Below are 24,602 nucleotides of genomic sequence, written 5' to 3'. Positions count from 1 at the left end.
GTGGTAAATAAGTATTAAACATTATTATTTAGTGATTAGGTCTTCAGATGCCAGTTCCCTCCGCCTCAACTCCATCCTGTGAAGTCAGTTGGTTCTCTGCGCTGTGTGATGATGACTACGAATTTCTCGGTGTCCCGGACAAGGCACTCCAGTCGTCTTGGGAGCATTGCAGAAATATCGTTCTGGGCGCGGAAAAAGGAGGTTTTGACCGTATCCTTTTACCTTCAGGATACAATCTGGGACTGGATACAATCGCTTTTGCCGGTGGGATGGCTCCCCTGCTGCGTCGCCTGAAACTGCTGACAGCCATTCGTTGCGGAGAGGTCTGGCCCCCTCAGCAAGCAAGACAGATTGCCACGCTCGACCAGATGACCGAAGGTCGGCTCGACATCAACATCATCTCGTCAGATCTTCCGGGCGAAACGCTGGAAAGTGCCCCGCGCTACAGGCGTACCCTGGAATACATGCATATCCTGCGAGCCCTCCTGAACGGTCAGCCTGTCGAAACCCAGGGAGAGTTTTACAAGCTGTCCATCGCCCCGCCTCGCTTGCAGGGTTACGGTGGCAAGTCTCCTCTGTTTTATTTTGGCGGTCTTTCCGAAGCCGCCCGTGAAACGGCAGCGGCAGCGGCCGATGTCTATCTGATGTGGCCCGATACCCTCGAAGGCGTTCGGGATGTCGTCACTGACATGCGGGCCCGTGCTGTCCGACACGGCCGCACCCTGAAATTCGGCTATCGCGTGCATGTCATTGTTCGGGATACCGAGGCAGAGGCGCGCGCCGCCGCCGCCCGACTTGTTTCCAAATTGGACGCCTCTACCGGCGCCAGCATTCGCAACCGTTCGCTTGATGCTGTGACTGCCGGAGTGCTCCGGCAAGGTGAACTCAGGGATCGCGCCGATAGCGAGGGTTATGTCGAAGACATTCTGTGGACCGGCATTGGCCGGGCAAGGTCTGGCTGTGGTGCTGCCCTGGTCGGCACTCCCGACCAGATTTTGGCCAAGCTGCGCACCTATCAGGAACTCGGGATGGAAGCCTTCATTCTGTCAGGCTACCCTCATCAGAGCGAATGCGACCTGTTCGCCCGGCACGTCTTGCCACATCTGAACCATGCTTCACTCTCCCGGTTTGACTGAAGCCAGCATCACGATACGTACAAAAAGGAAAGCCGCATGACCTGGACACCAAACCCCTCCCGTTATGAAACAGCGACCTTTCGTCGCTGTGGCCGCTCCGGCCTTGACCTGCCGCCCATTTCTCTTGGCTTGTGGCACAATTTCGGAGGCACTGACGTATTCGAGACAGGTCGTGCCGTCATCAGGCGCGCCTTTGATCGTGGCGTAACGCACTTCGATCTGGCCAATAACTATGGACCGCCCTACGGCTCTGCCGAAGAGAATTTCGGCACGATCCTCAAAAAGGATTTTGCGGCCCACCGCGACGAAATGATTATTTCTTCAAAAGCCGGATGGGATATGTGGCCCGGCCCTTATGGTAACGGCGGGTCCCGCAAATACCTTCTCGCCTCTCTCGACCAAAGCCTCCAGAGAATGGGGCTCGATTACGTCGATATTTTTTACTCACATCGCCCAACGCCGGATGTCCCACTTGAAGAGACAATGAGCGCTCTGGTGCAGATGCACCGCCAGGGCAAAGCACTCTATGTCGGTATTTCTTCCTATGGTCCGGAGCGAACAAAACAGGCCGCTGCTATCCTGAAGGCTGAAGGCGTACCGCTCCTCATCCATCAGCCGTCCTATTCGATGCTCAATCGCTGGGTTGAGGTGGAACTGCTCGATACGCTCGAAAACCTTGGCGTTGGATGTATCGCTTTTTCTCCGCTGGCTCAGGGACTTCTGACCAACAAATATCTCAACGGCGTTCCGGAAAACTCGCGCGCGGCCATTGGGGACTCATTTGTCCAGGCGATGCTCTCAGAGGACAATATCGCACATGTCCGGGCTCTGAATGACATTGCACGAAAACGCGGACAGTCCCTCGCACAGATGGCTATTGCCTGGATCCTGCGCGATCCCCGGGTCACCTCCGCCCTTATTGGCGCACGCAACGTTCAGCAGCTTGACGACTCACTGGATGCCCTGAAAAATCAGTCTTTCAACACGGATGAACTGAAGTTGATCGACCAGTATGCCCGCGAAGGACATATCGATCTCTGGCGCAACCTCTCCGAATAAAGAGATACTTACCATCTCAAGCAGGTTCGTCGGATCATCCCGACGAACCAAATTATAGCTCATCAAGAAATACAATCAGATCTCAATTTCTATAATCTTCTGATATATTATCGTTCCATAATATATATAATTCTTTTCAAGATACACACTGTCTGCATTTATAATTTCCCATAACAACCGGTTGAGCATTTATTGCTCTCAACAAAAGCAGATTTGATATTACCAAAACCGCAAACTGCCTCCGTTCGCAAGAACAAGCTTCTGAGGCCGAAAAATCACATCTTACAGGAGGAGAGAAAAATATCTCATACCCTTATGGACACCCATACCGTTATATGTAACATAATTAGAGATAGTTATTGCGGTCATAGTGTGACATTCAATCACAAAATAGATCGTATGAAACCTTGGGCATGGCTACCTCGTCATGCCCACTCTCTGCTTCATAGGGTCTGGGTGTCGTTTATGGATCTGGTTCTTGGAATTGATGTCGGAACAGGGAGCGCCCGGGCAGGCCTCTTCACCCTCGAGGGGCAGAAGAAAGCGTCTTTCGTCCAGAAGATCCAGACATGGACACCACGCGCAGGCTACGCGCAGCAATCTTCCGCTGATATCTGGTCCGCCATCTGCCAGGCGACCCGTAACGCGCTGGCAATGCTTGAGGGGCCTTATCGCATTACCGGAATTGGTTTCGACGCAACCTGCTCTCTTGTCGTCCTTGATAAGGACGGCCATGCCCTGTCGATAGATCCGGACGGAGCACCAGAGCAGAACATCATCCTCTGGGCGGATCACCGTGCCCTTGAGGAAGCGCAGGACATCAATCGTGGGGGTCATGATGTGCTTCGCTATGTCGGCGGTACGATTTCTCTTGAGATGGAAACGCCAAAGCTGCTCTGGCTGAAGCGGCACCTTCCCCATATCTACGATCAGGCAGCCCATTTCTTTGATCTGCCAGACTTTCTGACATGGCGCGCAACAGGGTCCCTCTCCCGCTCTGCCTGTTCGACAGCCTGCAAATGGACCTATCTCGCCCACGAAAACCGTTGGGACGAAGGATATTTTCAGTCTGTCGGTCTGGGAGATCTTGCGTCTGACAATTTCAGCCGGATCGGAAATGATGTGCGTCCGTTGGGCGGCACTCTGGATTCTGGCTTGAGCGCTCAAGCTGCTTCTGAAATGGGACTGACACCCGGCATCCCCGTGGGCGTCTCTGCCATTGATGCCCATGCTGGTGGCATCGGTCTGTTCGGACTCAATACGGAAGGGTCTTTATCAGATGAGCAACTTGAGCGCTCAATCTCCCTGATCTGCGGGACTTCGAGCTGCCATATGGCGGTCTCTAAAGAAGCACGTTTCGTATCTGGTGTCTGGGGGCCTTACTGGAACGCCATGATCCCCGAAATGTGGCTCAATGAGGCGGGTCAGTCATCTACAGGCTCGTTGATCGACTTCGTTATTTCCAGTCATCGCCTTGGCGCTTCCCTCAAGCAAGAAGCAGAAAAAGCCGGAACAAGCGTATATGCGCTGCTGAACGCGCGGATTGAGACGCTTGAAGCCGAGGCACTGCCGGGAACAATCACGTCCGACCTGCATGTTTTTCCGGATTTTCACGGAAACCGCTCGCCCCATGCCGATCCGGCTTTGAGGGGCATGATCAGCGGTCTGACGCTCTCTGATACGCTCGATGATCTGGCGCGGCTCTATCTCGCCACAGTGCAGGGCCTCGCTTACGGCACGAAAGATATCATCGACGCCCTGAACGCCAAGGGCTACCGGATCGACACAATCCTTGCGACCGGCGGCAGCACCAAGAACCCCGTTTTCCTGCGCGAACACGCCAATGCAACCGGGTGCCGTATTCTGCTCCCCGCAGAGCCTGATTCTGTTCTTTTGGGAGCCGCTATTCTTGGGGCCGTCGCAAGCGGGGCCTACCCTGATCTGCGGCAGGCCATGGCACGAATGAGCCATGCAGGAGACGAGATCGTCCCGGACGACTGCACCGCCACATATCACGCCGCCAAACGCAGCATCGCGCACGACATGCTCATGAACCAGATCACTTGGCGTCAGCAAATGCGCGACGTTTTGGAAAAGGAGGCCGCCGCCTGAGAACAGGCCCTGCCTTTTTTCTTCAGTCCCTTGTTCGCAATCTGCCAGAACCCCTTTTCCAGAGGTCAACGCCCATGCTTCGTCTGAAATCCACCCGCACAGTCCTCTGCGCCCTTGGCGCCCTGCTCGCCGGCTCTGTCCTCTCCAGTGCACAAGCCGCTGGAACGCTCACGATTGCCACCGTGAACAACGGCGACATGATCGTCATGCGTCAGCTTTCGACGGAATTCGAAAAAGCCCATCCAGACATTCACCTGAACTGGGTCACGCTTGAAGAAAACGTCCTGCGCCAGCGCGTCACGACCGACATCGCCATGAAAACCGGCCAGTTCGATGTCGTGACCATCGGCAATTACGAGGTGCCGATCTGGGCCAAACAGGGCTGGCTCACGGAAATCAAGCCCGATGACGCCTATGACATGAACGACATCCTGCCGTCCGTACGCGAAAGCCTCAGCGCGGAGGGCAAGCTCTACGCCCTGCCGTTCTATGCTGAGAGCGTCATAACCTATTACCGCAAGGATCTGTTCCAGAAAGCGGGTCTGACAATGCCTGAACAGCCCACTTACGACCAGATCCGCCAGTTTGCGGACAAGATCACGGACAAGCCCAATCAGGTCTATGGCATCTGTCTGCGTGGCAAGCCCGGCTGGGGCGAAAACATGGCGTATATTTCCTCGCTCGCCAATACGTTCGGGGCGCAGTGGTTCGATATGTCGTGGAAGCCAACCCTGACATCCGACGCCTGGAAAGCAACCTTGAACTGGTATGTCTCCGCCCTCAAGGCGGATGGTCCTCCGGGTGCCACGTCCAATGGCTTCAACGAAAATCTTGCCCTGTTCGCCAGCGGTCATTGTGGAATCTGGATTGATTCCACGGTCGCGGGCGGTCTGCTGTTCGACCCCAAACAATCACAGGTTGCAAACACGGTCGGCTTCGCTCCTGCCCCCAAAGGCCCCTATGGCAAAGGCCCGACATGGCTGTGGAGCTGGAGCCTTGCTGTGCCCGTCAGTTCTCATCAGAGCGCAGACGCACAAGCCTTCATCGCATGGGCCACATCCAAGGATTATGTGAAGCTGGTGGCTGAACGGAAAGGCTGGGTTGCAGCCCCTCCGGGAACACGCGCCTCAACCTATGCTGCCCCCGAATATCTCAAGGCCGCTCCCTTTGCGTCTTTCGTCCTGAACGCCATCAAGACTGCTGATCCCAACGGCCCGACCGCACAGCCCCGCCCCTATACGGGTGCCCAGTTCGTCGCGATCCCCGAGTTCCAGTCCATCGGCACTCAGGTCGGTCAGACGGTCGCAGCAACCCTGTCCGACCAGATGACGGTCGATCAGGCACTGACATCTGCTCAGGCTTCGATCACCCGCGCACTCCGTCAGTCCGGCCGCGCGCGATAACGCCGCCCGATCAAGGTTAAGATACCATGCAGGCCGTTCTCGAACACATCCCGCCCGCAGGGGCGACAGTACAGACCGCGAAGAGGACAGGATTCCTGCTCCTCTCCCCGTCCGTTCTGATCCTTCTGGTCTGGTCGATCGTCCCACTCGTCATGACGCTGTGGTACTCGCTACAGAACTATAACCTCGTCGACCCCACGCTGCATGGCTTCGCGGGCATCGACAATTACTGGTACCTGCTGACCGACCCCGATTTCCTGCACGCTTTGCTGAACACACTCGTCCTCGTCGCGGGTGTTCTGGTGATCAGCATCGGCGGCGGAACGCTGTTGGCCGTTCTGTACGATCAGGAGTTCTTCGGCCGGGGCATTGCCCGGATCATGGTCATTTCGCCATTCTTCATCATGCCCACGGTCTCCGCATTGTTGTGGAAAAACCTGATGCTGCATCCGATCTACGGCGTCTATTCCGCCATGATGCGGGCCGTGGGCCTCACCCCGATCGACTGGCTGGCGCGGTTTCCGCTCATGACGGTCATGATGATCGTCGCCTGGGAATGGCTGCCATTCGCGGTTCTCATCCTGTTGACGGCCGTACAGTCGCTGGACGGTGAGCAGCGTGAAGCCGCCCGCATGGATGGCGCGGGGCCGATCGCGCGTTTCCGCTACATCATTCTGCCGCATCTGGGCCGCGCCATCAGCGTCGTGGTCATGATCGAGACGATCTATCTGCTGACGATCTTCGCCGAAATCTCCGTCACCACAGCGGGCGGACCCGGCGTGGCCTCTACCAATCTTGCCTACCTGATCTATTCCCGCGCCCTGCTTCAGTTCGATGTGGGCGGTGCTTCAGCGGGCGGCGTGGTCGCAATCGTCATCGCCAATATCGTTGCAATCTTTCTGGTGCGCGCCGTAGCCCGCAATCTGGAGGCCTGACATGGCGCTCAAGACAAAAACCAGCACCCGGATCGGCGTGACCATTCTTGGATGGGGGATAGCACTCTGGCTGTTCTTTCCGATCTTCTGGATGATCCTCACGAGCTTCAAGAGCGAGGTTCAGGCGATTTCCACGCCGCCGAAGCTGTTCTTCATGCCCACACTGAGCAGCTATGCCGAGGTGTTTGAACGCGCCAATTACTGGCACTTCGCGCTGAATACCGTGATCGTCTCGGTCGGAGCGACAGCCATCGCCATCGCGCTGGCTGTTCCCGCTGCCTATTCAATGGCATTCATGCCTTCAAAGCGCACCCGCGGCACCCTGCTCTGGATGCTCTCGACCCGGATGCTGCCCCCCGTGGGCGTTCTGGTGCCGATCTATATTCTGGCGCGTAACACGCATCTGCTCGACACCTGCACCGGCCTTGCGATCTTAGACATGCTCACGAACCTGCCGATCATCGTGTGGATGCTCTACACGTTCTTCCGCGAGGTTCCTGCGCCTATTCTCGAAGCGGGCCGGATGGACGGCGCCACACGCTGGCAGGAAATGACGATGGTGCTGCTGCCGCTTGCCCTGCCCGGCATTGCGTCTACAGCACTCCTGTCGTTCATCCTGTGCTGGAACGAGGCATTCTGGTCCCTGAACCTGACGTCCTCGCACGCCGCTCCGCTGACAGCCTTCATCGCGTCGTTCTCGTCTCCCGAAGGACTGTTCTTCGGAAAACTGTCCGCAGCCTCCACTCTTGCCGTCGCCCCGATCCTCGTTTTCGGCTGGATCAGCCAGAAACAGCTCGTCCGCGGCCTGACCTTCGGAGCCGTCAAATGACTCTGATCCCGGCTCACTCCCTTCACTTTTTCTGCACGAACGGGGCCTGACCCATGGCGACTGTCGAACTCAAAAACCTCCGCAAGACGTATCTTACGGAAGAAATTATCAAGGGCATTTCCCTGTCGATTGAAGAACGCGAATTCGTGGTCTTCGTCGGCCCGTCGGGCTGCGGAAAATCCACACTCCTGCGCATGATCGCAGGACTGGAAGACATTACATCGGGCGATCTGCTCATTGACGGCCAGCGCGTCAACGACGTGGAGCCCGGCAAGCGCGGTCTGGCGATGGTTTTTCAGTCCTATGCTCTCTACCCGCATATGAACGTCTACAAGAACATGGAATTCGGCCTGAAGCTGTCCGGTATGCCGGAAGCCGAGCGCCGTGCAAAAATCGAGCATGTCGCCCGTACGCTTCAGCTTGAACCCTATCTGAACCACAAGCCGGGGCAGCTTTCCGGCGGTCAGCGCCAGCGCGTTGCCATCGGACGCGCCATTGTGCGCAATCCGAAAGTCTTTCTCTTCGACGAGCCGCTCTCCAATCTCGACGCCGCCCTGCGCGGTCAGATGCGCGTCGAACTTTCCGCCCTGCACCGCAAGCTCGGCGCCACCACGATCTATGTGACGCATGATCAGGTCGAAGCCATGACCATGGCCGACAAGATCGTCGTCCTGCAGAAAGGGGTGGTCGAACAGATCGGCTCCCCGCTCGAACTGTACCATCACCCGCGTAACCTGTTCGTGGCCCGCTTCATCGGTTCTCCGCCCATGAACTTCTTCTCGGCCATTTTCCAGGGTGGCGACGCTGCTGGATCAAGCGTGCAACTCCGGGATGGGTCGAGCCTCTACGTTCCCGTCACGTCCCCCGGCCTTCTGCCCGGAACAAAGGTGACGGTCGGCATTCGCCCCGAACACGTCGAACTGGCGTCTTCAGGCCCCAATAGCGGCGTCGTGGAGGTGATTGAACGCCTCGGCGCCATCACCCTCGTTCATGTCCGCATGCCAGACGGCGAAATCATCGTCGTCCAGACGGATGGCGCCGTCCTCACGGATGTGGACACCCGCGTCAGCCTGACGCTGCCGCCACGAAACTGTCACCTTTTTGCTCCCGACGGTGTGGCTTTCGAAGCCTGTCACCGCCATCCCCTCGCAGCCTGATTTTCTGGATCATCCACAATGTACATGGAAAAATTCCGCCTCGATAACCGCGTCGCCATCGTCACCGGCGGTGCACAGAACATCGGTCTGGCCTGCGTCACGGCCCTTGCAGAAGCAGGCGCCCGTGTCGTCATCGCAGATCTCGACGAAACCCTTGCAGCGCAGGCCGTCCAGGATCTTCGCGATCAGGGCTATGATGTCAGCAGCGTTGCAATGGACGTCACAAAAACGGAAAGCGTGCAGAACGCCGTCAGCAGCGTGCATGAAAAAGAAGGGCGTCTGGACATTCTGGTCGCCTGCGCGGGGATCTGCATTTCCGAGGTCAAGGCCGAGGACATGACGGATGGGCAGTGGCTCAAACAGGTCGACATCAACCTCAACGGCATGTTTCGCTCCTGTCAGGCCGCTGGCCGCATCATGCTTGAACAGAAAAAAGGTGTGATCGTCGCCATCGGCTCCATGTCCGGCCTGATCGTGAACCGCCCGCAGCAGCAGGCTGCTTACAACGCATCCAAGGCCGGTGTTCACCAGTACATCCGCTCGCTGGCTGCCGAATGGGCACCTCATGGCATCCGCGCCAATGCCGTCGCCCCCACCTATATTGAAACCACCCTTACGCGCTTCGGTATGGAAAAGCCGGAACTTTACGACGCCTGGATTGCCGGAACCCCGATGGGACGTGTCGGCCAGCCCGATGAAGTCGCCTCGGTCGTGCAGTTCCTTGCCTCTGATGCCGCAAGCCTCATGACGGGCGCAATCGTGAACGTGGATGCAGGATTTACCGTCTGGTGAATCCGCTGGTCCGGGCGGCAGAAAACTGCCCGGATTTCCCTTCCACGCAAGAACCGTAACACTTCGTTTCCATGATAAAATCTTTCAGAGCCTTATTTTAAATCCTTCTACTTGCAACTAACTCGCAATAACGATACCAGCCTCTGATCACGCACCAGCATGAACAGTCATTTGAGGTCGGGTATGCACCGCAACAGGATTTTTTACGCGATACCCCTCTCCCTCGTCATGAGTGGAGAAGTCTTCGCAGCCGACCAGAATGTCACGCCTGAACAGTCCCAGCGTTCCGGAACGAGAAAAACCGATACCGCCGGAACACAAGCCAAAACGGTTGAAACGCTCAAAGTCCGCGCCCGCCGCGCCTCGACGATCGCGTCTTCCGCAACCAAATCGGACACACCGCTCGTCGAAACGGCCCAGTCGGTCACGGTTATCACCCGCAACGAAATGGATATTCGCAACGTCCTGAACCTCAATCAGGCCGTCCGCTACACCGCAGGCATTACAGCGGACCTTCGCGGCGGAGGCGTCGGGACGCGCTATGACCAGTTCGCTCTGCGCGGGTTTTCGGCCCCGACGTTCCTTGATGGCCTGAAACTTCAGGACAGCCCGACCGGTTACGCTACCGCCCAGACCGACACGTCACGTCTGGATCGCATTGAAATTCTCAAAGGCCCGGCCTCTGCTCTTTACGGCCAGTCCAGCCCGGGTGGTCTCGTCGCGCTCTCCAGCAAACTGCCCACGGACCAGCGCTCCTATGGCAGTGTCAACGCAACCGGCGGCATGTTTGATCTGTATCGCGTGGATGCCGATGTCGGTGGTTTCGTAACGAAGAACGGTTTTGTCCGCTACCGCCTCGACGGCACCATCAATGGCCAGCACAGTCAGCTTGCCCGGACCGGCAGCCGGCGTTTCTCGATCAGCCCGTCCTTTACCTTTGGCGGCGATGGCCCGACCACGCTGACGATCCTCGGCAATTATCAGTACGACCCTGAAAACGGCACCTATGGCGGCGTTCCGCTGGTCGGCTCGCTTAAACGCGCGCCTTTCGGCTATCTGCCGCGCAATTTCTATGACGGCGATACATCGTTCGAAAAATACAACCGCCGCCACGGCGCCATCACCTATATCTTCAATCATCGTTTCAACGATGACTGGAGCTTCAGCACCCGCGGTCGTTACGACGATATCAAAACCCAGTATCGCAGCGTCTATGACAGCGGCTATTATGTTACGGGGCAGGACGACATGCTGGCCCGCTCAGCCATTGCCACAAACGAACACACGCATAATCTGACTTTTGACAGCGCGTTCAAAGGCAAGGTCCGGACCGGGCCGTTGCGCCACACGATGATGTTCGGCTTCGACTATATGCAGCAGAGCGCTTCCGAAGTCGGCTTCTATGGTGACGCTCCGTCCATGAATGTTTTCCATCCGAACTATCAGGTGGCCATCGCTCCCCTGAACCCCTGGGTGAACTACAACACCGACTCCCATCAGGCCGGTATTTATGGTCAGGACGAAATCCACTGGAAACGCCTGATCCTGACCGGGAGCCTGCGTAACGACTGGTACCGTTCCCACCAGACCGACAACATGTCCCACACCACCACCAACCAGAGCCCTAGCCAGATCACATGGCGCGCGTCTGGCCTGTATCACTTCGATTTCGGCCTCTCGCCTTACATCAGCTACTCGACATCCTTTCAGCCCCAGTCCGGGAATGTATCAACGGATGGTGGAAAGACCGTACATCAGGCCAGTCCGTCTGTCGGCAAGCAGCTTGAAGGCGGTCTGAAATACCAGCTTCCGGGCACATCGCTGCTTCTTACCGCCGCAGGTTTCCATATTGAACAGACAAATGTTCTCGTCGGGATCGGTAGCACGGGCTACAGCGCTCAAAGTGGACTGGTCCATTCGGATGGTTTCGAGTTCGAAGCTCATGCCGAACCGTTCCACAACCTCGTGCTGACCGCGGCTGTCAGCATCCAGAAAGTCCACGACGACTCAACCGGCAAACCCCTGATCCAGTCCGGAAAAGGCAATGCTTCGCTGTTCGCTTTCTATACGATGCCATCCGGTCCGGCGAAGGGTCTCGGCTTCGGCGGCGGCATGCGCTATTCCAACAAATCCTATGGCGGCGAAGCATCTTACGGGAGTGTCTGGGTGCCACAATATGCGGTATTCGATGCGTCAGTGCGCTATGACCTCTCCAACCTGTCGCACAGCCTTCATGGCTGGAATGTCGGCGCGAGCGTTCGCAACCTCTTTGACAAGAACTTCATCGCTAATTGCCTGAGCTATGCCTCTTACGGTCAGGAATTCTGCTATTACGGAGAGCGCCGCAACGCGCAGGCCAATATTGGCTTTAGCTGGTAAACCGCTGAGCGGGCACACCTGGCGCTACGATACGATCCTGCGTTTTGTCGTAGCGCTTCCGGGCGGATACATCCTATCCGCGCTGGGAGGCGTGTGCATTGCATTCTGGCTACCGCTTTCCAGAGCGGATAACGCCATGGCCGGGATCCTGCTTGGCCTGTTGTTATGGCCAGTCGTCTTCATCGCATCCTTTGGTGTGGCAAATATTAGACGGCTGGCAGCAATCGCAGGTGTTCTGACCTTCGTCTTGGCCGCTTTCGTTTTCAGCCACGGCTGGTATCCATGAAAAACACCTTCCGTGCCTCCATGGCCCTCGTCCACACCACACTGGGCCTCGTGACCGGATGGGTCCTGTTCGCCATTGCCCTGTCCGGTGCCCTGAGCGTGTTCCGACAGGATATCAATCTCTGGGCCAGACCGGAGTTACCGGTTACTGCCTCTGATCCGATGATGGTGAACGCACATGCGCTGGACTGGCTGAGTCATAACGCCCCTACCGCCAGCGCATGGTACGTTACCAGCGCGACCGCGCTTCAGCCTTTTGCAACGGCCCTATGGCCAGATGCGAAAGGAAACTACATCCAGCGCGTCCTTGACCCTATTACCGGCAGCCCGGACGGTATCAGGGATACGCTCGGCGGGGAATTCTTCTACCGCTTTCATTTCGAACTCCACCTTCCTTATCCTCTGGGCCGACTGATCGCCACACTCGCGGCCCTTACGCTGGTTGTCGGGCTGATGACCGGCGTCATCATCCACCGGCGCATTTTCGCAGATTTCTTCACTTTCCGACCTTCACGCGGGCAGAGAAGCTGGCTGGACATGCACAATTTGCTCGGTGTCGCAGCCCTACCCTTTCACCTGATGATTTCCTTCACCGGTGCCGTCACGCTCGGAACGCTGCTGCTCCCATGGAGCACACAGGCGCTCTACCGCAATGATCTGACGGCGTCTTATACCGAGCTTAACCCGGCTCTCTATTCTCGTCCCGCTACAGGCCATCCCGCCCATCTCGCACCTTTTCTGCCAATGTTGCGGGAGGCCGAAAGTAAATTCGGCGGCGCGGGATTGGAACAGATCTATGTGTTCAATCCATCCGATCAGGCCTCTCTCGTGACCATGATCGCCGGTAACGATCATACCGTCAGCACGTCCTCACAAATCATCACTTTCGATGGGCCTTCGGGTCGCGTTATCAAACAACACATCGAACACCGCCCCGTCCTCAAAGCCTACACCTTCCTGTACGGGCTGCATGTCGCCCGCTTTGCCCCCGGCCTCACACGCTGGCTCTACTTCCTGTCCGGCCTTGCGCTTGCAGCCCTGATCGGCAGCGGCATGCACCTGTGGACGATCAAACGCCTGCGTCGTCCCCATCATCGCGGACACCGGATCGTTGCCCGACTGAACGTGGGTGTGCTGGCCGGTACGCCTCTCGCTTTCGCATCCTTTTTCATCGCGAACCGCCTTATCGGCCCCATGACGCCGCATCGGTCCGGGTATGAAGTGACAACTCTTTTCGCCGTCTGGGGCCTTACCCTGCTTTACGCACTGGCCCGCCGCCCAGAACGGACATGGCCAGAGCTTCTGGGTGGCAGCGCCGTTGCGTGTCTTGTGGTCTCGCTTCTCAGCCTGCCATGGCACACATCCGTTCTGGCTGGCGTCAGTGTAACGGCCGCACTCCTGTCTGCGTCATTCGCGTTTGCCGCCTTTCGCACGCTGCAAACAACGGCCTTCCCAGCATGAACTGGATCATGTCGCTACTATTCGGACAGGGCGCGATGCTAGTGCTCGTTACGGCATCAGTGCGCGGAAATCGCGTCCTGTGTCGCAACAGCCTGACAGACCTTCAACGGAATATTCTGAAATCCTGCGCCGCTGCCGGTCTGACCGCCAGCCTCGTTCTTCAGGCCACGTCCAGCGATTTTATCATCCTGAATATCATTGAATGGATCCTGTTCACAGGTCCGGAAATCATGGTCGCAACACTGTTCTGCTCTTGGCGAGAACAGCGTTCACGACCATGACGCTCAAAAACGCTTAGCTGGAAAACGCCGCAGCAGGATCGGTGATCGTGGGCTGCCCTGTTTCCATCCGACCGCCCAGAACTTGCCTGAAATCGGCGTCATCCGGAGAGGTCAGCGTCACGTCATACCATTGATGCGTGGCTGACAGATCCAGCCTGATGTCCTTATGCCCCCCGGATTTCAGAATAACCTTTTGCAACGGCGCAGCATCTCCCGCCCGATACTGGATCGTCACCGGAACCTTACCACCATTACTGAGCGAGAGAAGAAGTGCTGCCCCCTTCCCCTTCACGCCGCTTTCATAGCGACATGCCGAGCGCAGCAGAACACGATCCACATGCCCCCGATAGGCCCGGTAGAAGCCATTGGGCGCATGAACCGCCACATCATACAGCCCGTCTACGGCGGGAAGTATCACGTCCATGTCGTCACCGGCCGCAACAGCATAGGTTCCTACCTGCATGTCCCGACCATCATTGCGATAATCATAGACATTGAACGGCGCCCCCGCTGAGCGTTCCCCATGAACGCCTCGGCCTGCGCGGAGCTTCAGGCCGGCACGCCGTTCTCCTGCCACCACGCCGCCATCGCAATAGAGTTCATACGGCAGCGCACAGGCTGGACGTGTTCCTGATTCCTGCCGGACAGTTTCCCGTAACAGATCCGGCTGTGTTCTCAGCGTTGCTGTCTCGGAAGCCGACAGAGAGAGAAAGCCACCTGGCAAAGGACGATTTTTCGCGTCTTCAATCGCTTGCAGATGTGTGTTCCGGTCCAGATAGTTCAGGGATGGAGCATCCGCTTCGGAGGACTGAAAGCAGGACGTAAGATCACCGCAGATCGCACGGCGCCAGGGAGAAATATTTGTCTCCCGAACAGGCTTTCCGAATTTCCGTTCAACAAAATGTTCGAGAAACTGCAATGTCGAACTGTGGTCAAACAACTGCGAATTGACGCGGCCACCACGGCTCCACGGAGAGGCAACAACCATCGGCACCCGGAACCCCAGTCCGATCGGGCCACTACGGGCCAGTCGCTCGGGAACGCCAAGACGCATTTCATCATCCGCCGTCGTATATTCCAGCCCGTCCGGCCCAATCGCCTCGGAAGAGCGTCCCGTTTCCGGGCGCTGGGGATCTGGAGCAGCGTAAGAGCAGCAGTGGTCGAAATACCCGTCATTTTCATCATAGGTCAGAATGAAAATGGTCTTTTTCCAGACATCGGGATTTTCGGTCAGAATGTTCATGACTTCCGACACATACCAAGCCCCGTACCAGGCCGATGTCGGGTGGTCCGAAAAATGCTCCGGTGCGGCAAGCCACGAAATGGCGGGAAGATTGCCTGTCCGCGTATCCGTGCGGAACTGATGCAACACATCGCCCTTTGGCGCCTTCATCCCTTTTGAATCGGGATCATCCGCAAAAGCCAGAGTCTCCAAGGAGTGATAGTTCGGATCAGCCTTGTTCGTCACAAACGCCTTGGTGAAAAGCGCGCGTTCCGCAGGTGTCAGAGCCTCATATCCCTTGGCGGATTGCTGACGCCGACGCAGAACTTCCATCAGCGCCTTAGCTTCGACAAGCTGCTCGCCACGCTCACCCGAAACCAGCATCTCGAGTTTTTCAAGCCGATTGATATGATCGGAACATTCCTGAATCCGCTCGTCAATCCAGTCTCCAAACCCCGCATTGGAGCTGACATTGAAGTTATCGAAGCACTCCAGAACATTACATCCGAAATTTGACAGCCAGGAGCGCTCTGCCGGGGACATCCCTCCCGTCTGACTAAGTTCGTTCTGATAGAATTTCCAGGAAACACCAATCTTTTCCAGTCGCTCCGGAAAGGTCGTCCAGGTCATGCCGCCTTCAAGGATTTCCGGGTTCCGCATATACACATTCGACGTTGTGTTCTGCTGGTCCCTCACAGTTCCCGTCCAGAAAATCAGACGATTGGGGGTCGTGCTCGTCATCGCCCCACAGTAATTCTGATCACACACCGTAAAAGCATCGGCCAACGCATAATAAAACGGCAGATCCTCACGGGTATAGTAACCCATCGTCAGAGGGTATTGTTTATAGTCCTTTTTGTAGGGACGTTTGGCATCAATCCAGTCATCATGATGCCCCCCATTCCACGCATCGACCTGACTGTCCCGGGAATGCGGGATTGAGCCCATCCATGTAACTTTGGTGTCATGAATATTGAGGCGCCAGGGCGCATAAGTCTCGCCACCCTTCCCCGATTGCACGAAAACGGAATTGCCGTTTTTCTGCCGGATAGCCCGCCTGTCATTGAACCCGCGAACCCCAGCGAGCGTGCCAAACATATGATCGAAAGAGCGGTTTTCCTGCATGAGGATCACCACATGCTCGGCATTCAGATATGTCGTTCCCGGATCAGGCGCGATGGCGTAAGCGCGGCGGATAGCGGCCGGCAGCCCTTCGGTCGCTGCGGCCGCCCCACCGAACAGGGCATATTTGAGAAAGGTTCTGCGAGAGGACATATAGATCTTTGCCTGAAACCAGAAGGCGTTTGCGCGCCATAAATAAGGTATATCAGGCCAGTCCTAAACATTTCGCAAAATCAGTTCACCCCCTGCTTTTATAATTTAATAAAGGTTCCACCACCCGGCGGTGTTGTGAAGATCAGTTGCCCAGTGAGCGATCAACAGAGCGCCCTGCCCGCTCGATCGGTCCCTTGGGCGGATCAACGGTATCACGTACCTTCTCTCCAAACGTCCGATGATGTTCGCAGGCCGTCAGCGTGACGCAGGAGACTGAAAGAGCCAGAAGAAGCAGGATGGATTTTCGCATGTGAGCGTCCCTTCGGAAATACGTTTCGGCATAGAAAACGTCGAAGCTCTCGCATGGTTTCTTTCGGATATCCGAAACGATTTCTTATTCAGCATTCAATTTTATTTAATATATTCCACCCTTAACCAGGAAATAAAAACAAAATCCTTACAAAATAAAATTCAAAATCAATAACAGTCATGAAGAATTTTGATTTACCCAGACTGTCGCAAAACAGTCATGTTTCAATGGTCGCATCTTCATAGGGCGTGCAATAGATTGCAAAAAGGTAAACAACCCATGGATTGGTGATGTCTGAAACGGCGATAGGTTCCCGCGCGGAAATCCAGTCTTCTTCGCGCCCCAACATGAGTGGAGGGAACAAGCCTCTGCATGTTGTCCTCTTTTTTGCGGTGCTGATAGGGGCGTTAGGCTTTGCCGCATTCAGTATTCTCAGAGATATGCATTCGGTCGGCGAAGGAGCCGTGGCAACCGTCATCTACACCCGAAGCCTGCCCCCTCTCGTGGCCGTCATCTGGTCCGGCTTCTGGAATTTTCTCGGTGTTGCACTCTCCACCGGAGCAGTCGCCTACAGCATCGTCACACTTCTTCCGGTGGAGTTGATCCTTCAGGCCGGAAGCGGTGCGGGCTATGCCATGATTTTCGCCCTGCTGATCGCTGCTATCGTCTGGAATCTCGTGACATGGGCATTCGGCATCCCCAATAGTTCGTCCCATGCCCTCGTGGGGTCAATCATGGGCGTCGGCCTAGCCAACCAACTGATGTCGCCGACCGGGGCGGCGACGCAGGGTGTCGACTGGGGCCAGGTTGAAAAAGTTTTCTCCGCCCTGCTGTTCAGCCCCATCTGCGGGTTCGTCATGGCCGGACTTCTGTTGCTCGTCATGAAACTGCTAATCCGCAACAAGGCCCTGTATCAGGCTCCTAAAGGCGATACTCCGCCACCTCTGTGGATCCGCGCGCTCCTGATCTTTACCTGCACAGGTGTCTCATTTTCGCATGGCGGCAATGACGGGCAGAAAGGCATGGGTTTGATCATGCTGATCCTGATTGGCGCAGCACCCACCGCCTATGCCCTGAACCGGGCTATGCCGGAAAGTGCCATGCCTGCGTTCTTTCAGTCTTCCGCAGAAGCCGAAAAAATCTTCCTGAGCCACTCCCCATCCCCGTCCACCACGCTCACAGCAGCAAATGCCCGTGAGATCGTAGGCGCTGGCCTGCGCGCCAAGTCCGTTGCCTCTCCACAGACCTATGACGCGCTGGCCGTTCTCAGCAACGACATCTCCACCTCGGTCAAAACTTATGGCTCCATGAAAGCCGTCCCTGCCGCGGCCGTGCCGAACGTCCGTACGGACATGTATCTGGTCGCAGACGCCATCCGCGTCATGGGAGACGCAAAGGATTTTACGCCAACGGAAAAGAATGCGCTGAAATCCTTCCAGTCCGAACTCTATCACGGCACGCGCTTTATTCCGCTCTGGGTCAAGATTTCCGTCGCCATTGCGCTGGGTCTTGGAACGATGGTCGGATGGAAGCGGATTGTGGTGACTGTCGGCGAAAAGATTGGCAAAACCCATATGACCTATGCCGAGGGAGCTTCGGCTGAACTCGTGGCAATGACAACTATCGGTCTGGCTGAAAGATACGGCCTCCCCGTCTCGACGACGCATATTCTGTCGAGCGGCGTGGCTGGAACAATGGCCGCCAACGGTTCAGGCATTCAGGTCGCCACCCTGCGGTCCATGGCTCTGGCACGGGTCACCACCCTACCGGCCGCAATGGCGATTGCAGGCATCCTCTATGTTCTGTTCCGTCAGATTTTCTGATCAAATCGTAGTGCCTTGTGCGGATTATATGTCCGCACAAGGCAGCCGATCTCTTCCTTACTGTCGAGCCATGTCCAGAGGCTTCAAAAGCTGGCGCGAAGCAAGCACGTTTGAAAAATTCTGCCCGAAAGACAGGGCATTAAAAAGCCATTGTCTATTCATATTCTCCCATTTTACAGAAACGATGTTGAGCATCCTACGGTCGAAATTAAATTCTAATTTTTCATAAATTATTTTTCCCTATTCTGAAATCTTGCAGAGGAGTGATATTTTATTCCAAAACAAAAATCATAATTTCGTAGAAATAAATCTGCAAAAATGCTCCATTTAATATTTAACGACGTTACAAATTAAATTTCTTCAAAAAGTTTTTTCTCTTGCATTTTTGAAAAATATGGCGCCTATCTCAATACAGCAGGTGCTCTTGAGTGAGTTTTTCGGCGCGTGTTGCGCCATTCTTTCTCCTTAAGTGTTATGATTTCGTGTGTATCTTGTACACGACTGCTATTGTTAAAAAGGAGCCTCGTTATGGCAACAGGCACCGTAAAATGGTTTAACTCCACCAAGGGCTTTGGCTTCATCCAGCCTGACAACGGTGGACAGGACGCGTTCGTTCATATCTCTGAACTCGAGCGCGCCGGAATGCACACCCTTAACGAAGGTCAGCACGTCTCTTACGAACTCGAAGCTGGTCGTAACGGCAAGACCTCAGCAGTGAGCATCAAAGCAATCTGATTGCCCAGATGGACATTCTGATGTGCAGAAAGCCGCCTTTACGGGCGGCTTTCTGCATGTCTGCACACCCCGCGAAACTGCGATAAATTCGCTCATACCAAGCAGGGCCGTGGCAGCCGGGCTCTGATAACGCTCCTTGTGACGCAGACCATAGAAAAAACGACTTTCAGGGACCTGAAGTACGGCATGCAACGTGCCTGCGCGCAACGCCGGACCAACAACCAGAGACGATAATGCGCCGATCCCGGCCCCCGCTTCTATGGCCGTCTGCACACCCTCATTTGAAGGCAGAACAAGACTGATATTCAGATCTTCGATGTCAATATCATATCTTCCCAGATAGAGCTCCAGCGCTGCACGTGTTCCGGAGCCCGCCTCTCGCATGACCCAATTTTGTTGATGCAACCAAGCGTCGTCGATCCGGGGTGGAATCAGGGAACTTGCCTGCACGAGAATCATATGGTCCTCACCGACCGGCCATTGCGCCAGTGCAGGATCAGCGACAACGGCTTCCACAATCCCGACCTCGGCCTCACCCTCCCGAACCATTCGGGATGCTTCTTCCGAATTGCTGATCGCCAGTTCGATCTTGATGTCTGGATATCTCTTCCGGAAGGCGACAAGGATTGGGGGCAGCCAGTACGCAGCAATGGTCTGGCTGGCGACAACCTTCAACGTACCCCGTCTCAGACCGCTGATATCCTTCAGGATATTCTCAGCAGCCGAGGCCTGCGCGACAACTGCCCGTGCCTCTGGCAGAAACAAACGTCCTGCATCCGTCAGAGCAATCCCCCGCCCAACCCGATGGAAAAGCTTGACCCCATACCGCGCTTCCAGCGCCGCAATGGCAGCCGAAACGGCGGACTGGGTCACGTTCATCGCCTGACTTGCGGCTGTGACGTGCTCGCGTTCTGCGACAGCGATGAAAAGACGAAGCTGATCGAGTGTCATGCCGTCTTTCTAACAGAAATCATCTGATTTTCCGATTGGAATCAGAAAAGTTATTCGTTGGAATGATATATTAGCCTCAGCCTAGATGTCTCCGGCAAAGGAGATCATCATGCACATATCCTGTTTCAGAAACCGGCCCGCTTTCAGGTTGCCCGAAATTTTGGTCACTAGATTTCCCGGCATTGCTCTTTGTGCGGTCACGGCCCTGCTGGCTTTTGAAGCAGAAAAAATCGAACGCGCATTCCTTCAGAAATCATGGCTTGAAATGCTCAATCTGGCCCTTGTCATCGGGGTCTGCCTCCGACTGGTCTCCAGTCGAAGCCGCGTTTTCGATCCAGGGATCAGGTTCTGTTCAAAATCCCTTCTTGATGTGGCAATCGTTCTTCTTGGAACCGGATTCAGCCTAAGGGGAATTGTCTCGGCAGGTCCCCGAATTCTTGTCTGTGTTTTCGGAATGGTCGCTTTCAGCCTTTCCCTGACAATCCTGATCGGACGCCTCACCGGCCTGCCCCGTTCAAAGACCCTCCTCGTGGCCTGCGGCAATTCGATCTGCGGAAACTCCGCCATCATGGCCGTCGCACCCGTCATTCATGCTCGTGACGAAGATATTGGCGCCACTCTTGCCTTCACCGCCACAGGCGGTCTTGCCATCGTTCTGGGCCTGCCACTTTTTCTGCCATTCCTGCATCTGTCCGATATCGCGGAAGGCAGCGTTGCCGGACTGACCGTCTATGCCGTCCCCCAGGTCATGGCGGCAGCGTCACCATTCGGGGCCGCAGCCCTACATACCGGAACACTGGTCAAGCTCATGCGTGTCCTGACGCTGGGACCCGTGTGCATTGTCCTGTCGCTTCTGTACGCCCGCAAAAACCGTCAGACAGGAACGCATCAAACGTCCCGTCGGCTTGTCCCATGGTACATCACGGGGTTTCTGCTGATGATAACCTGCCGGTCTTTCAATATAATCCCTGAAGCGCTTCTTCCCGTCCTCAACACCCTCGCCACGACCCTGACCGTCATGGCGATGGCAGCATTGGGACTGAGCATTGATGTCCGCTCCGTCTTCAAGGCCAGCGGACCATTAATGCTCACGGTCGCCCTGTCTCTGGCCGGCCTCGTCAGCGCCAGTCTGGCGCTGATGAAGATCCTGACCTGACACTCTTACTGATAAATTTTCCCGTACCGGTTGGTCAGATAATCAGACAGCGGAATATCCTCCTGTCGGACAAAGCCCCGCGTCGGAATTTTCCCTTCTGCCAGCAGGTCCAGAACGGCACAGATAGACCCGGCTGTCGTAAGCTGGATTGCCGTACGGAACCCTCCCATGAAATCCTGCGCCTCAATGGAACGGGCAACGGTTTCCTGCTGAAGCTTACCATCCTTGAGGCCGGTCACGATAACGGAGAGAACGACCAGATCCTGCGTCGTTCCCGGAATGGCATGCGTGAAAATATCCTGAAGAATATGCCGCCGCTCCGACAGACGCAGATCCGACAGCAGAACCTTCATGATATCCCGATGGCCCGGATAGCGCATGGTGCGATAATTGAGTTCCCGAACCTTGCCTTCATAGGTCTCGCACAGAGACCCGAGCCCACCTGACGTATTGAAGGCTTCATAGGTCACGCCATCAACACCCAGCGTCTCGACCCCGTCCAGAGCAGGAACCAAAACCCGTCGCCCGTCTACGATCGCCTCGCACGGCTCGATATATTCGTTGATCAGACCTTCCGTGCTCCAAGTCAGGTTATAACCCAGCGCGTTGGACGGAAAGCGCGGCAGCGCCCCGACCCGAAGCCGGATTGTCTCGACCTCATCGAAATGCTGCGCCAGATCATGTGCAGCAATGGAAACAAAGCCCGGCGCCAGACCACATTGCGGGATAAATGCACTCGATGCCCCTTCGGCCAGCGCCCTCACATCTTTGGTGGAGGCGACGTCTTCCGTCAGGTCGAGATAATGCGTTCCTGCCGTAGCGGCTGCTTTCGCGATATTCCGCGTCAGATGAAAGGGAAGTGCCGACAGTACGGCGAACTGCCCATTTAGCAGTTCGGCATCTAGCCCTTTCGCAATATCCACCGTCCTGCGTTTGATGCCTTCCGGCAGGACGAGCGCCTGAAGATGATCCGTATGACAGTCCAGCAGCGTAACGCCATAGCCTCCATGATGGAGTAGCTCCGCAATGGCTGAACCGATCTTTCCCGCGCCTGCAACCGTAACCTGCTTCATGATCATATCCTGTTCCGGAAGTGTTATGACAGCATCACGATCAGGGCAGACGGATCTCAAGCGGCATGCCGACGATGAAATACAGTTTCCATCGGCAGATTGCCGGTTATAACTGGCAGAATGACGGATTCACTAGATCAGACCCTGCTCGACATCCTGCGACGCAATGCGCGCACACCGACAGCTGCGCTGGCGCGCAGGCTGGGGATTTCACGCACAACCCTTCAGGGACGTATGGAACGTCTGGAGCGACAGGGCCATATTCGCGGCTACACACTTGTGGAAAATACTGACGACGACCTGCTGCGAGCACATGTCTCGATCGTCATCACGCCCCGTCACAGCCAGAAAGTGGAGCGCGATCTGAAAACGCTACCCGAACTCCGCGAATTACACGCAGTCAGCGGCGCCTCGGATCTGATCGCCCTGCTCGGCGCCGCAACGACGGAGGGCATCAACCGTGCCATTGACGACATCGGCCAGATGGAAGGTGTAGAGAGAACGGTGTCCGCCATCATTCTCTCCACACGCTTCCGTAAAGGAAACTGATCTCTCAGAGAGCAGCGTTGAAAACCAACCCCAGAACTGCAGCATCCTTGTAGCGGGTCGTTCCCCCAAGACGGTTGAAATACTGGAAATCCGGCTGCAACGTCAGACCCGTCATGATGTGATAGCTGTAGAAAAACTCGTAGATGTTCTCATGGGACTGAATGCCATGCGGGACACCGAAATTGGTGGACTGGAACGGCAGGCCATTATCAAACGACGCTTCCTGCTGAAGGGTCGCAGCCCGGCTGAAGTTCATCCACTGATACGCAATACCCCACGTATCCAGAGGCCGCCCCCACAGCTTTCCGGTATCAAGCAGAGAGCCGACCAGATGATGGTTCATCGCCGAGGTCTGGCCTGAAGCATAGGAATAATACCCCGCCAGCATGAGGCCGTTCATCGGGCCATCGCCATGCCGGATCAGCATCTGATCCATCAGCACCCAGACAGACGTCTGACCGCTTTGATAGCGCGGACTACGTCCGCTCAGCACCCATGCCTGTCCGGATCCGTCATCATACAGATCGTGATAGCGCGAATTGTCGTACATGGCGCCGACCTTGTAATGGCCGATCAGCTTGTCCTTGCCAAACTCCGGAATCCAGCCCAGTTCAACCTCGGTGGAGAGCTTTCCAAGCCCGCTCTGTGCCCAGGACCAACCGGAAATACCGCCATTATAGGAATGGGGAGATACGGCAAACAGACCGCCCATCAGATAGAGATGCGGGTTCGGCATCAGACGCAGAACCGTGCCCATATTGCCCGACGGCCAGTCACGTCCGCCGTTGAGGTACTTGGTCGGCGTGACATTGCCGCACATGGAGACGTTCGCGAAGCTGCAAAGCCAGGGGGAATTATTGAAGAACGTGCCCGTCGGGATCCAGCCCGCTGCCAGATCCACCTTCCGGTTGAACCACGCTTTTTCTCCGTATGCCCAGACGAGATGCGCCACGACATTGCCACGCGCACCATAGATCTGCTGAGCCTGCGTGACGTTATCGCCGATATCACCGCTCAGATTCCGGCCATGCCCGTTCACCATGAGCGTATGCAGCCACAGATCCTTCGACCAGTCGCCACCCAGAATCTGATGCCAGTCCAGATCAACCGTCACGCCGACCTGCCCGGCATTGGTCTCGGTCTGGTGACGGCCGCCCGTCACATTGCCCATAAGACTTTCATACACATCCACCGCAACATAGATGCCATGCTTCTGAAGCCAGGGCTGCACCCCTCCCCAGGTCCCGAACATATGGGTCGTGCCGTAAGGCGCACCAAAGGACGGCGGTCCGTATGGAGACTGGAGGAAACCCGGAATGGTCGTGGACAGCGGAGGAACCGGCTGCGTCTCCGACCCCATGGGGGCAGGATTCGTCAGATCTTCCGAACTGGCCTTGCTCTTGCTGCTCTGCGCCTCGGCAGTACCGGCTCCCATCGTGAGCACCCCCAACCCGCAGGCAAAAGCGAACGACAGAGCGGAACCGGACCGACGATAAGCCGTACCAGCAGAAACCAACGTCAGGAATTTACTCACATGCCTCAAACCGACATCCCCTTACAGAGCCAAAAAAAATGCGAAAGACAGGGATGCCATGATCGGCACCCTTAAGTAAAATTCACTTTACAGAAAGAGCTTTGTTGCAGGAAGGCACAAAACAGTGAGACAATTGAAACAATAA

Annotated in this window: 21 protein-coding genes; 16 read left to right on the top strand and 5 right to left on the bottom strand. The window is 56.1% G+C overall.

Annotated features, from left to right (window positions below; genetic code table 11):
* Positions 1 to 47 precede the first annotated feature (47 nt).
* From JK208_RS11725 to JK208_RS11670, 12 genes are all read left to right on the top strand, one after another.
* On the top strand, positions 48 to 1,136 hold the full coding sequence (locus tag JK208_RS11725) for an LLM class flavin-dependent oxidoreductase (RefSeq protein WP_211576335.1): 1,089 nt from the start codon (positions 48 to 50) through the stop codon (positions 1,134 to 1,136).
* A 36-nt stretch (positions 1,137 to 1,172) separates the two neighbouring features.
* Positions 1,173 to 2,195 (top strand): L-glyceraldehyde 3-phosphate reductase, encoded by a 1,023-nt coding sequence (gene mgrA / locus JK208_RS11720; protein ID WP_211576334.1) that lies wholly within the window; start codon positions 1,173 to 1,175, stop codon positions 2,193 to 2,195.
* A 465-nt stretch (positions 2,196 to 2,660) separates the two neighbouring features.
* Positions 2,661 to 4,307, top strand: coding sequence for an FGGY-family carbohydrate kinase (locus JK208_RS11715; RefSeq protein WP_211576333.1), 1,647 nt, complete (start codon positions 2,661 to 2,663; stop codon positions 4,305 to 4,307).
* Positions 4,308 to 4,381: 74 nt separating this feature from the next.
* Positions 4,382 to 5,710 (top strand): sugar ABC transporter substrate-binding protein, encoded by a 1,329-nt coding sequence (locus tag JK208_RS11710; protein ID WP_194262863.1) that lies wholly within the window; start codon positions 4,382 to 4,384, stop codon positions 5,708 to 5,710.
* Positions 5,711 to 5,736: 26 nt separating this feature from the next.
* Positions 5,737 to 6,645, top strand: coding sequence for a carbohydrate ABC transporter permease (locus JK208_RS11705; RefSeq protein ID WP_211576332.1), 909 nt, complete (start codon positions 5,737 to 5,739; stop codon positions 6,643 to 6,645).
* A 1-nt stretch (position 6,646) separates the two neighbouring features.
* The gene (locus JK208_RS11700) at positions 6,647 to 7,474 is read left to right on the top strand and encodes a carbohydrate ABC transporter permease (protein ID WP_211576331.1); all 828 of its coding nucleotides are present in this window, start codon (positions 6,647 to 6,649) and stop codon (positions 7,472 to 7,474) included.
* 53 nt (positions 7,475 to 7,527) lie between these two features.
* Positions 7,528 to 8,631 (top strand): ABC transporter ATP-binding protein, encoded by a 1,104-nt coding sequence (locus JK208_RS11695; RefSeq protein ID WP_211576330.1) that lies wholly within the window; start codon positions 7,528 to 7,530, stop codon positions 8,629 to 8,631.
* 18 nt (positions 8,632 to 8,649) lie between these two features.
* Positions 8,650 to 9,423 (top strand): SDR family NAD(P)-dependent oxidoreductase, encoded by a 774-nt coding sequence (locus JK208_RS11690; RefSeq protein ID WP_211576329.1) that lies wholly within the window; start codon positions 8,650 to 8,652, stop codon positions 9,421 to 9,423.
* 183 nt (positions 9,424 to 9,606) lie between these two features.
* The gene (locus JK208_RS11685; RefSeq protein ID WP_211576328.1) at positions 9,607 to 11,802 is read left to right on the top strand and encodes a TonB-dependent siderophore receptor; all 2,196 of its coding nucleotides are present in this window, start codon (positions 9,607 to 9,609) and stop codon (positions 11,800 to 11,802) included.
* Positions 11,786 to 12,088 (top strand): hypothetical protein, encoded by a 303-nt coding sequence (locus tag JK208_RS11680; protein WP_211576327.1) that lies wholly within the window; start codon positions 11,786 to 11,788, stop codon positions 12,086 to 12,088. Before JK208_RS11685 ends, JK208_RS11680 begins: the two co-directional genes overlap by 17 nt.
* Positions 12,085 to 13,548: a PepSY domain-containing protein gene (locus JK208_RS11675; protein ID WP_211576326.1), complete on the top strand. Its 1,464-nt coding sequence runs from the start codon at positions 12,085 to 12,087 to the stop codon at positions 13,546 to 13,548. The genes JK208_RS11680 and JK208_RS11675 overlap by 4 nt, the downstream gene beginning before the upstream one ends.
* A gap of 8 nt (positions 13,549 to 13,556) precedes the next feature.
* A complete protein-coding gene (locus JK208_RS11670; RefSeq protein ID WP_211576325.1) occupies positions 13,557 to 13,829 on the top strand; it encodes a hypothetical protein in 273 nt (90 codons plus the stop codon).
* A 13-nt stretch (positions 13,830 to 13,842) separates the two neighbouring features.
* Here JK208_RS11670 and JK208_RS11665 read toward each other — a convergent pair whose 3' ends face one another.
* Both JK208_RS11665 and JK208_RS11660 read right to left on the bottom strand, forming a co-directional pair.
* Positions 13,843 to 16,326 (bottom strand): phosphocholine-specific phospholipase C, encoded by a 2,484-nt coding sequence (locus JK208_RS11665; protein WP_211576324.1) that lies wholly within the window; start codon positions 16,324 to 16,326, stop codon positions 13,843 to 13,845.
* A gap of 142 nt (positions 16,327 to 16,468) precedes the next feature.
* Complete coding sequence (locus JK208_RS11660) at positions 16,469 to 16,636, bottom strand: hypothetical protein (protein WP_167386170.1); 168 nt, start codon at positions 16,634 to 16,636, stop codon at positions 16,469 to 16,471.
* Between the two features lie 290 nt (positions 16,637 to 16,926).
* Here JK208_RS11660 and JK208_RS11655 point away from each other — a divergent pair, with 290 nt between their 5' ends.
* Together JK208_RS11655 and JK208_RS11650 are read left to right on the top strand one after the other, a co-directional pair.
* Positions 16,927 to 18,459, top strand: a complete 1,533-nt coding sequence (locus JK208_RS11655) for an inorganic phosphate transporter (protein ID WP_211576323.1) — start codon at positions 16,927 to 16,929, stop codon at positions 18,457 to 18,459.
* Positions 18,460 to 18,987: 528 nt separating this feature from the next.
* Entirely contained in the window at positions 18,988 to 19,194 is a 207-nt protein-coding gene (locus tag JK208_RS11650) for a cold-shock protein (RefSeq protein ID WP_062027513.1), read from the top strand.
* On the opposite strand, the gene JK208_RS11645 is transcribed toward JK208_RS11650, so the two are convergent.
* Positions 19,168 to 20,145: a LysR family transcriptional regulator gene (locus tag JK208_RS11645; protein WP_211576322.1), complete on the bottom strand. Its 978-nt coding sequence runs from the start codon at positions 20,143 to 20,145 to the stop codon at positions 19,168 to 19,170. The two genes, JK208_RS11650 and JK208_RS11645, sit on opposite strands and share 27 nt — an antisense overlap.
* 160 nt (positions 20,146 to 20,305) lie before the next feature.
* Between JK208_RS11645 and JK208_RS11640 the strand changes: the two genes are divergently transcribed.
* Positions 20,306 to 21,301, top strand: a complete 996-nt coding sequence (locus tag JK208_RS11640) for a YeiH family protein (protein WP_249202124.1) — start codon at positions 20,306 to 20,308, stop codon at positions 21,299 to 21,301.
* A gap of 5 nt (positions 21,302 to 21,306) precedes the next feature.
* Here the strand turns inward: JK208_RS11640 and JK208_RS11635 are convergent, their stop codons facing one another.
* Positions 21,307 to 22,374 carry a saccharopine dehydrogenase family protein gene (locus JK208_RS11635; protein WP_211576320.1) on the bottom strand — a complete coding sequence of 356 codons (1,068 nt, stop codon included), beginning with the start codon at positions 22,372 to 22,374 and terminating at the stop codon, positions 21,307 to 21,309.
* A 120-nt stretch (positions 22,375 to 22,494) separates the two neighbouring features.
* On the opposite strand from JK208_RS11635, the gene JK208_RS11630 reads away from it, so the two are divergent.
* Positions 22,495 to 22,923: an Lrp/AsnC family transcriptional regulator gene (locus JK208_RS11630; RefSeq protein ID WP_211576319.1), complete on the top strand. Its 429-nt coding sequence runs from the start codon at positions 22,495 to 22,497 to the stop codon at positions 22,921 to 22,923.
* 4 nt (positions 22,924 to 22,927) lie between these two features.
* On the opposite strand, the gene JK208_RS11625 is transcribed toward JK208_RS11630, so the two are convergent.
* Entirely contained in the window at positions 22,928 to 24,457 is a 1,530-nt protein-coding gene (locus JK208_RS11625) for a carbohydrate porin (protein WP_244901476.1), read from the bottom strand.
* Positions 24,458 to 24,602: the final 145 nt, after the last annotated feature.

The sequence above is a fragment of the Gluconobacter sp. Dm-74 genome, from assembly GCF_018256135.1.
Classification (GTDB): Bacteria; Pseudomonadota; Alphaproteobacteria; order Acetobacterales; family Acetobacteraceae; genus Gluconobacter; species Gluconobacter cadivus.
The sequence above is the reverse complement of the archived record's forward strand: the minus strand, read 5'-3'. Positions and strand labels throughout refer to the sequence as shown.

Bases quoted from the DNA above. Each gene is read 5' to 3' on its own strand.
- JK208_RS11705 (WP_211576332.1), top strand. From the start codon at position 5,737: ATGCAGGCCGTTCTCGAACACATCCCGCCCGCAGGGGCGACAGTACAG.
- JK208_RS11685 (WP_211576328.1), top strand. From the start codon at position 9,607: ATGCACCGCAACAGGATTTTTTACGCGATACCCCTCTCCCTCGTCATG.
- JK208_RS11690 (WP_211576329.1), top strand. From the start codon at position 8,650: ATGTACATGGAAAAATTCCGCCTCGATAACCGCGTCGCCATCGTCACC.
- mgrA (WP_211576334.1), top strand. From the start codon at position 1,173: ATGACCTGGACACCAAACCCCTCCCGTTATGAAACAGCGACCTTTCGT.
- JK208_RS11645 (WP_211576322.1), bottom strand. From the start codon at position 20,145: ATGACACTCGATCAGCTTCGTCTTTTCATCGCTGTCGCAGAACGCGAG.
- JK208_RS11650 (WP_062027513.1), top strand. From the start codon at position 18,988: ATGGCAACAGGCACCGTAAAATGGTTTAACTCCACCAAGGGCTTTGGC.
- JK208_RS11725 (WP_211576335.1), top strand. From the start codon at position 48: ATGCCAGTTCCCTCCGCCTCAACTCCATCCTGTGAAGTCAGTTGGTTC.
- JK208_RS11660 (WP_167386170.1), bottom strand. From the start codon at position 16,636: ATGCGAAAATCCATCCTGCTTCTTCTGGCTCTTTCAGTCTCCTGCGTC.
- JK208_RS11695 (WP_211576330.1), top strand. From the start codon at position 7,528: ATGGCGACTGTCGAACTCAAAAACCTCCGCAAGACGTATCTTACGGAA.
- JK208_RS11715 (WP_211576333.1), top strand. From the start codon at position 2,661: ATGGATCTGGTTCTTGGAATTGATGTCGGAACAGGGAGCGCCCGGGCA.
- JK208_RS11675 (WP_211576326.1), top strand. From the start codon at position 12,085: ATGAAAAACACCTTCCGTGCCTCCATGGCCCTCGTCCACACCACACTG.
- JK208_RS11635 (WP_211576320.1), bottom strand. From the start codon at position 22,374: ATGAAGCAGGTTACGGTTGCAGGCGCGGGAAAGATCGGTTCAGCCATT.
- JK208_RS11670 (WP_211576325.1), top strand. From the start codon at position 13,557: ATGTCGCTACTATTCGGACAGGGCGCGATGCTAGTGCTCGTTACGGCA.
- JK208_RS11630 (WP_211576319.1), top strand. From the start codon at position 22,495: ATGACGGATTCACTAGATCAGACCCTGCTCGACATCCTGCGACGCAAT.
- JK208_RS11655 (WP_211576323.1), top strand. From the start codon at position 16,927: ATGTCTGAAACGGCGATAGGTTCCCGCGCGGAAATCCAGTCTTCTTCG.
- JK208_RS11710 (WP_194262863.1), top strand. From the start codon at position 4,382: ATGCTTCGTCTGAAATCCACCCGCACAGTCCTCTGCGCCCTTGGCGCC.
- JK208_RS11665 (WP_211576324.1), bottom strand. From the start codon at position 16,326: ATGTCCTCTCGCAGAACCTTTCTCAAATATGCCCTGTTCGGTGGGGCG.
- JK208_RS11700 (WP_211576331.1), top strand. From the start codon at position 6,647: ATGGCGCTCAAGACAAAAACCAGCACCCGGATCGGCGTGACCATTCTT.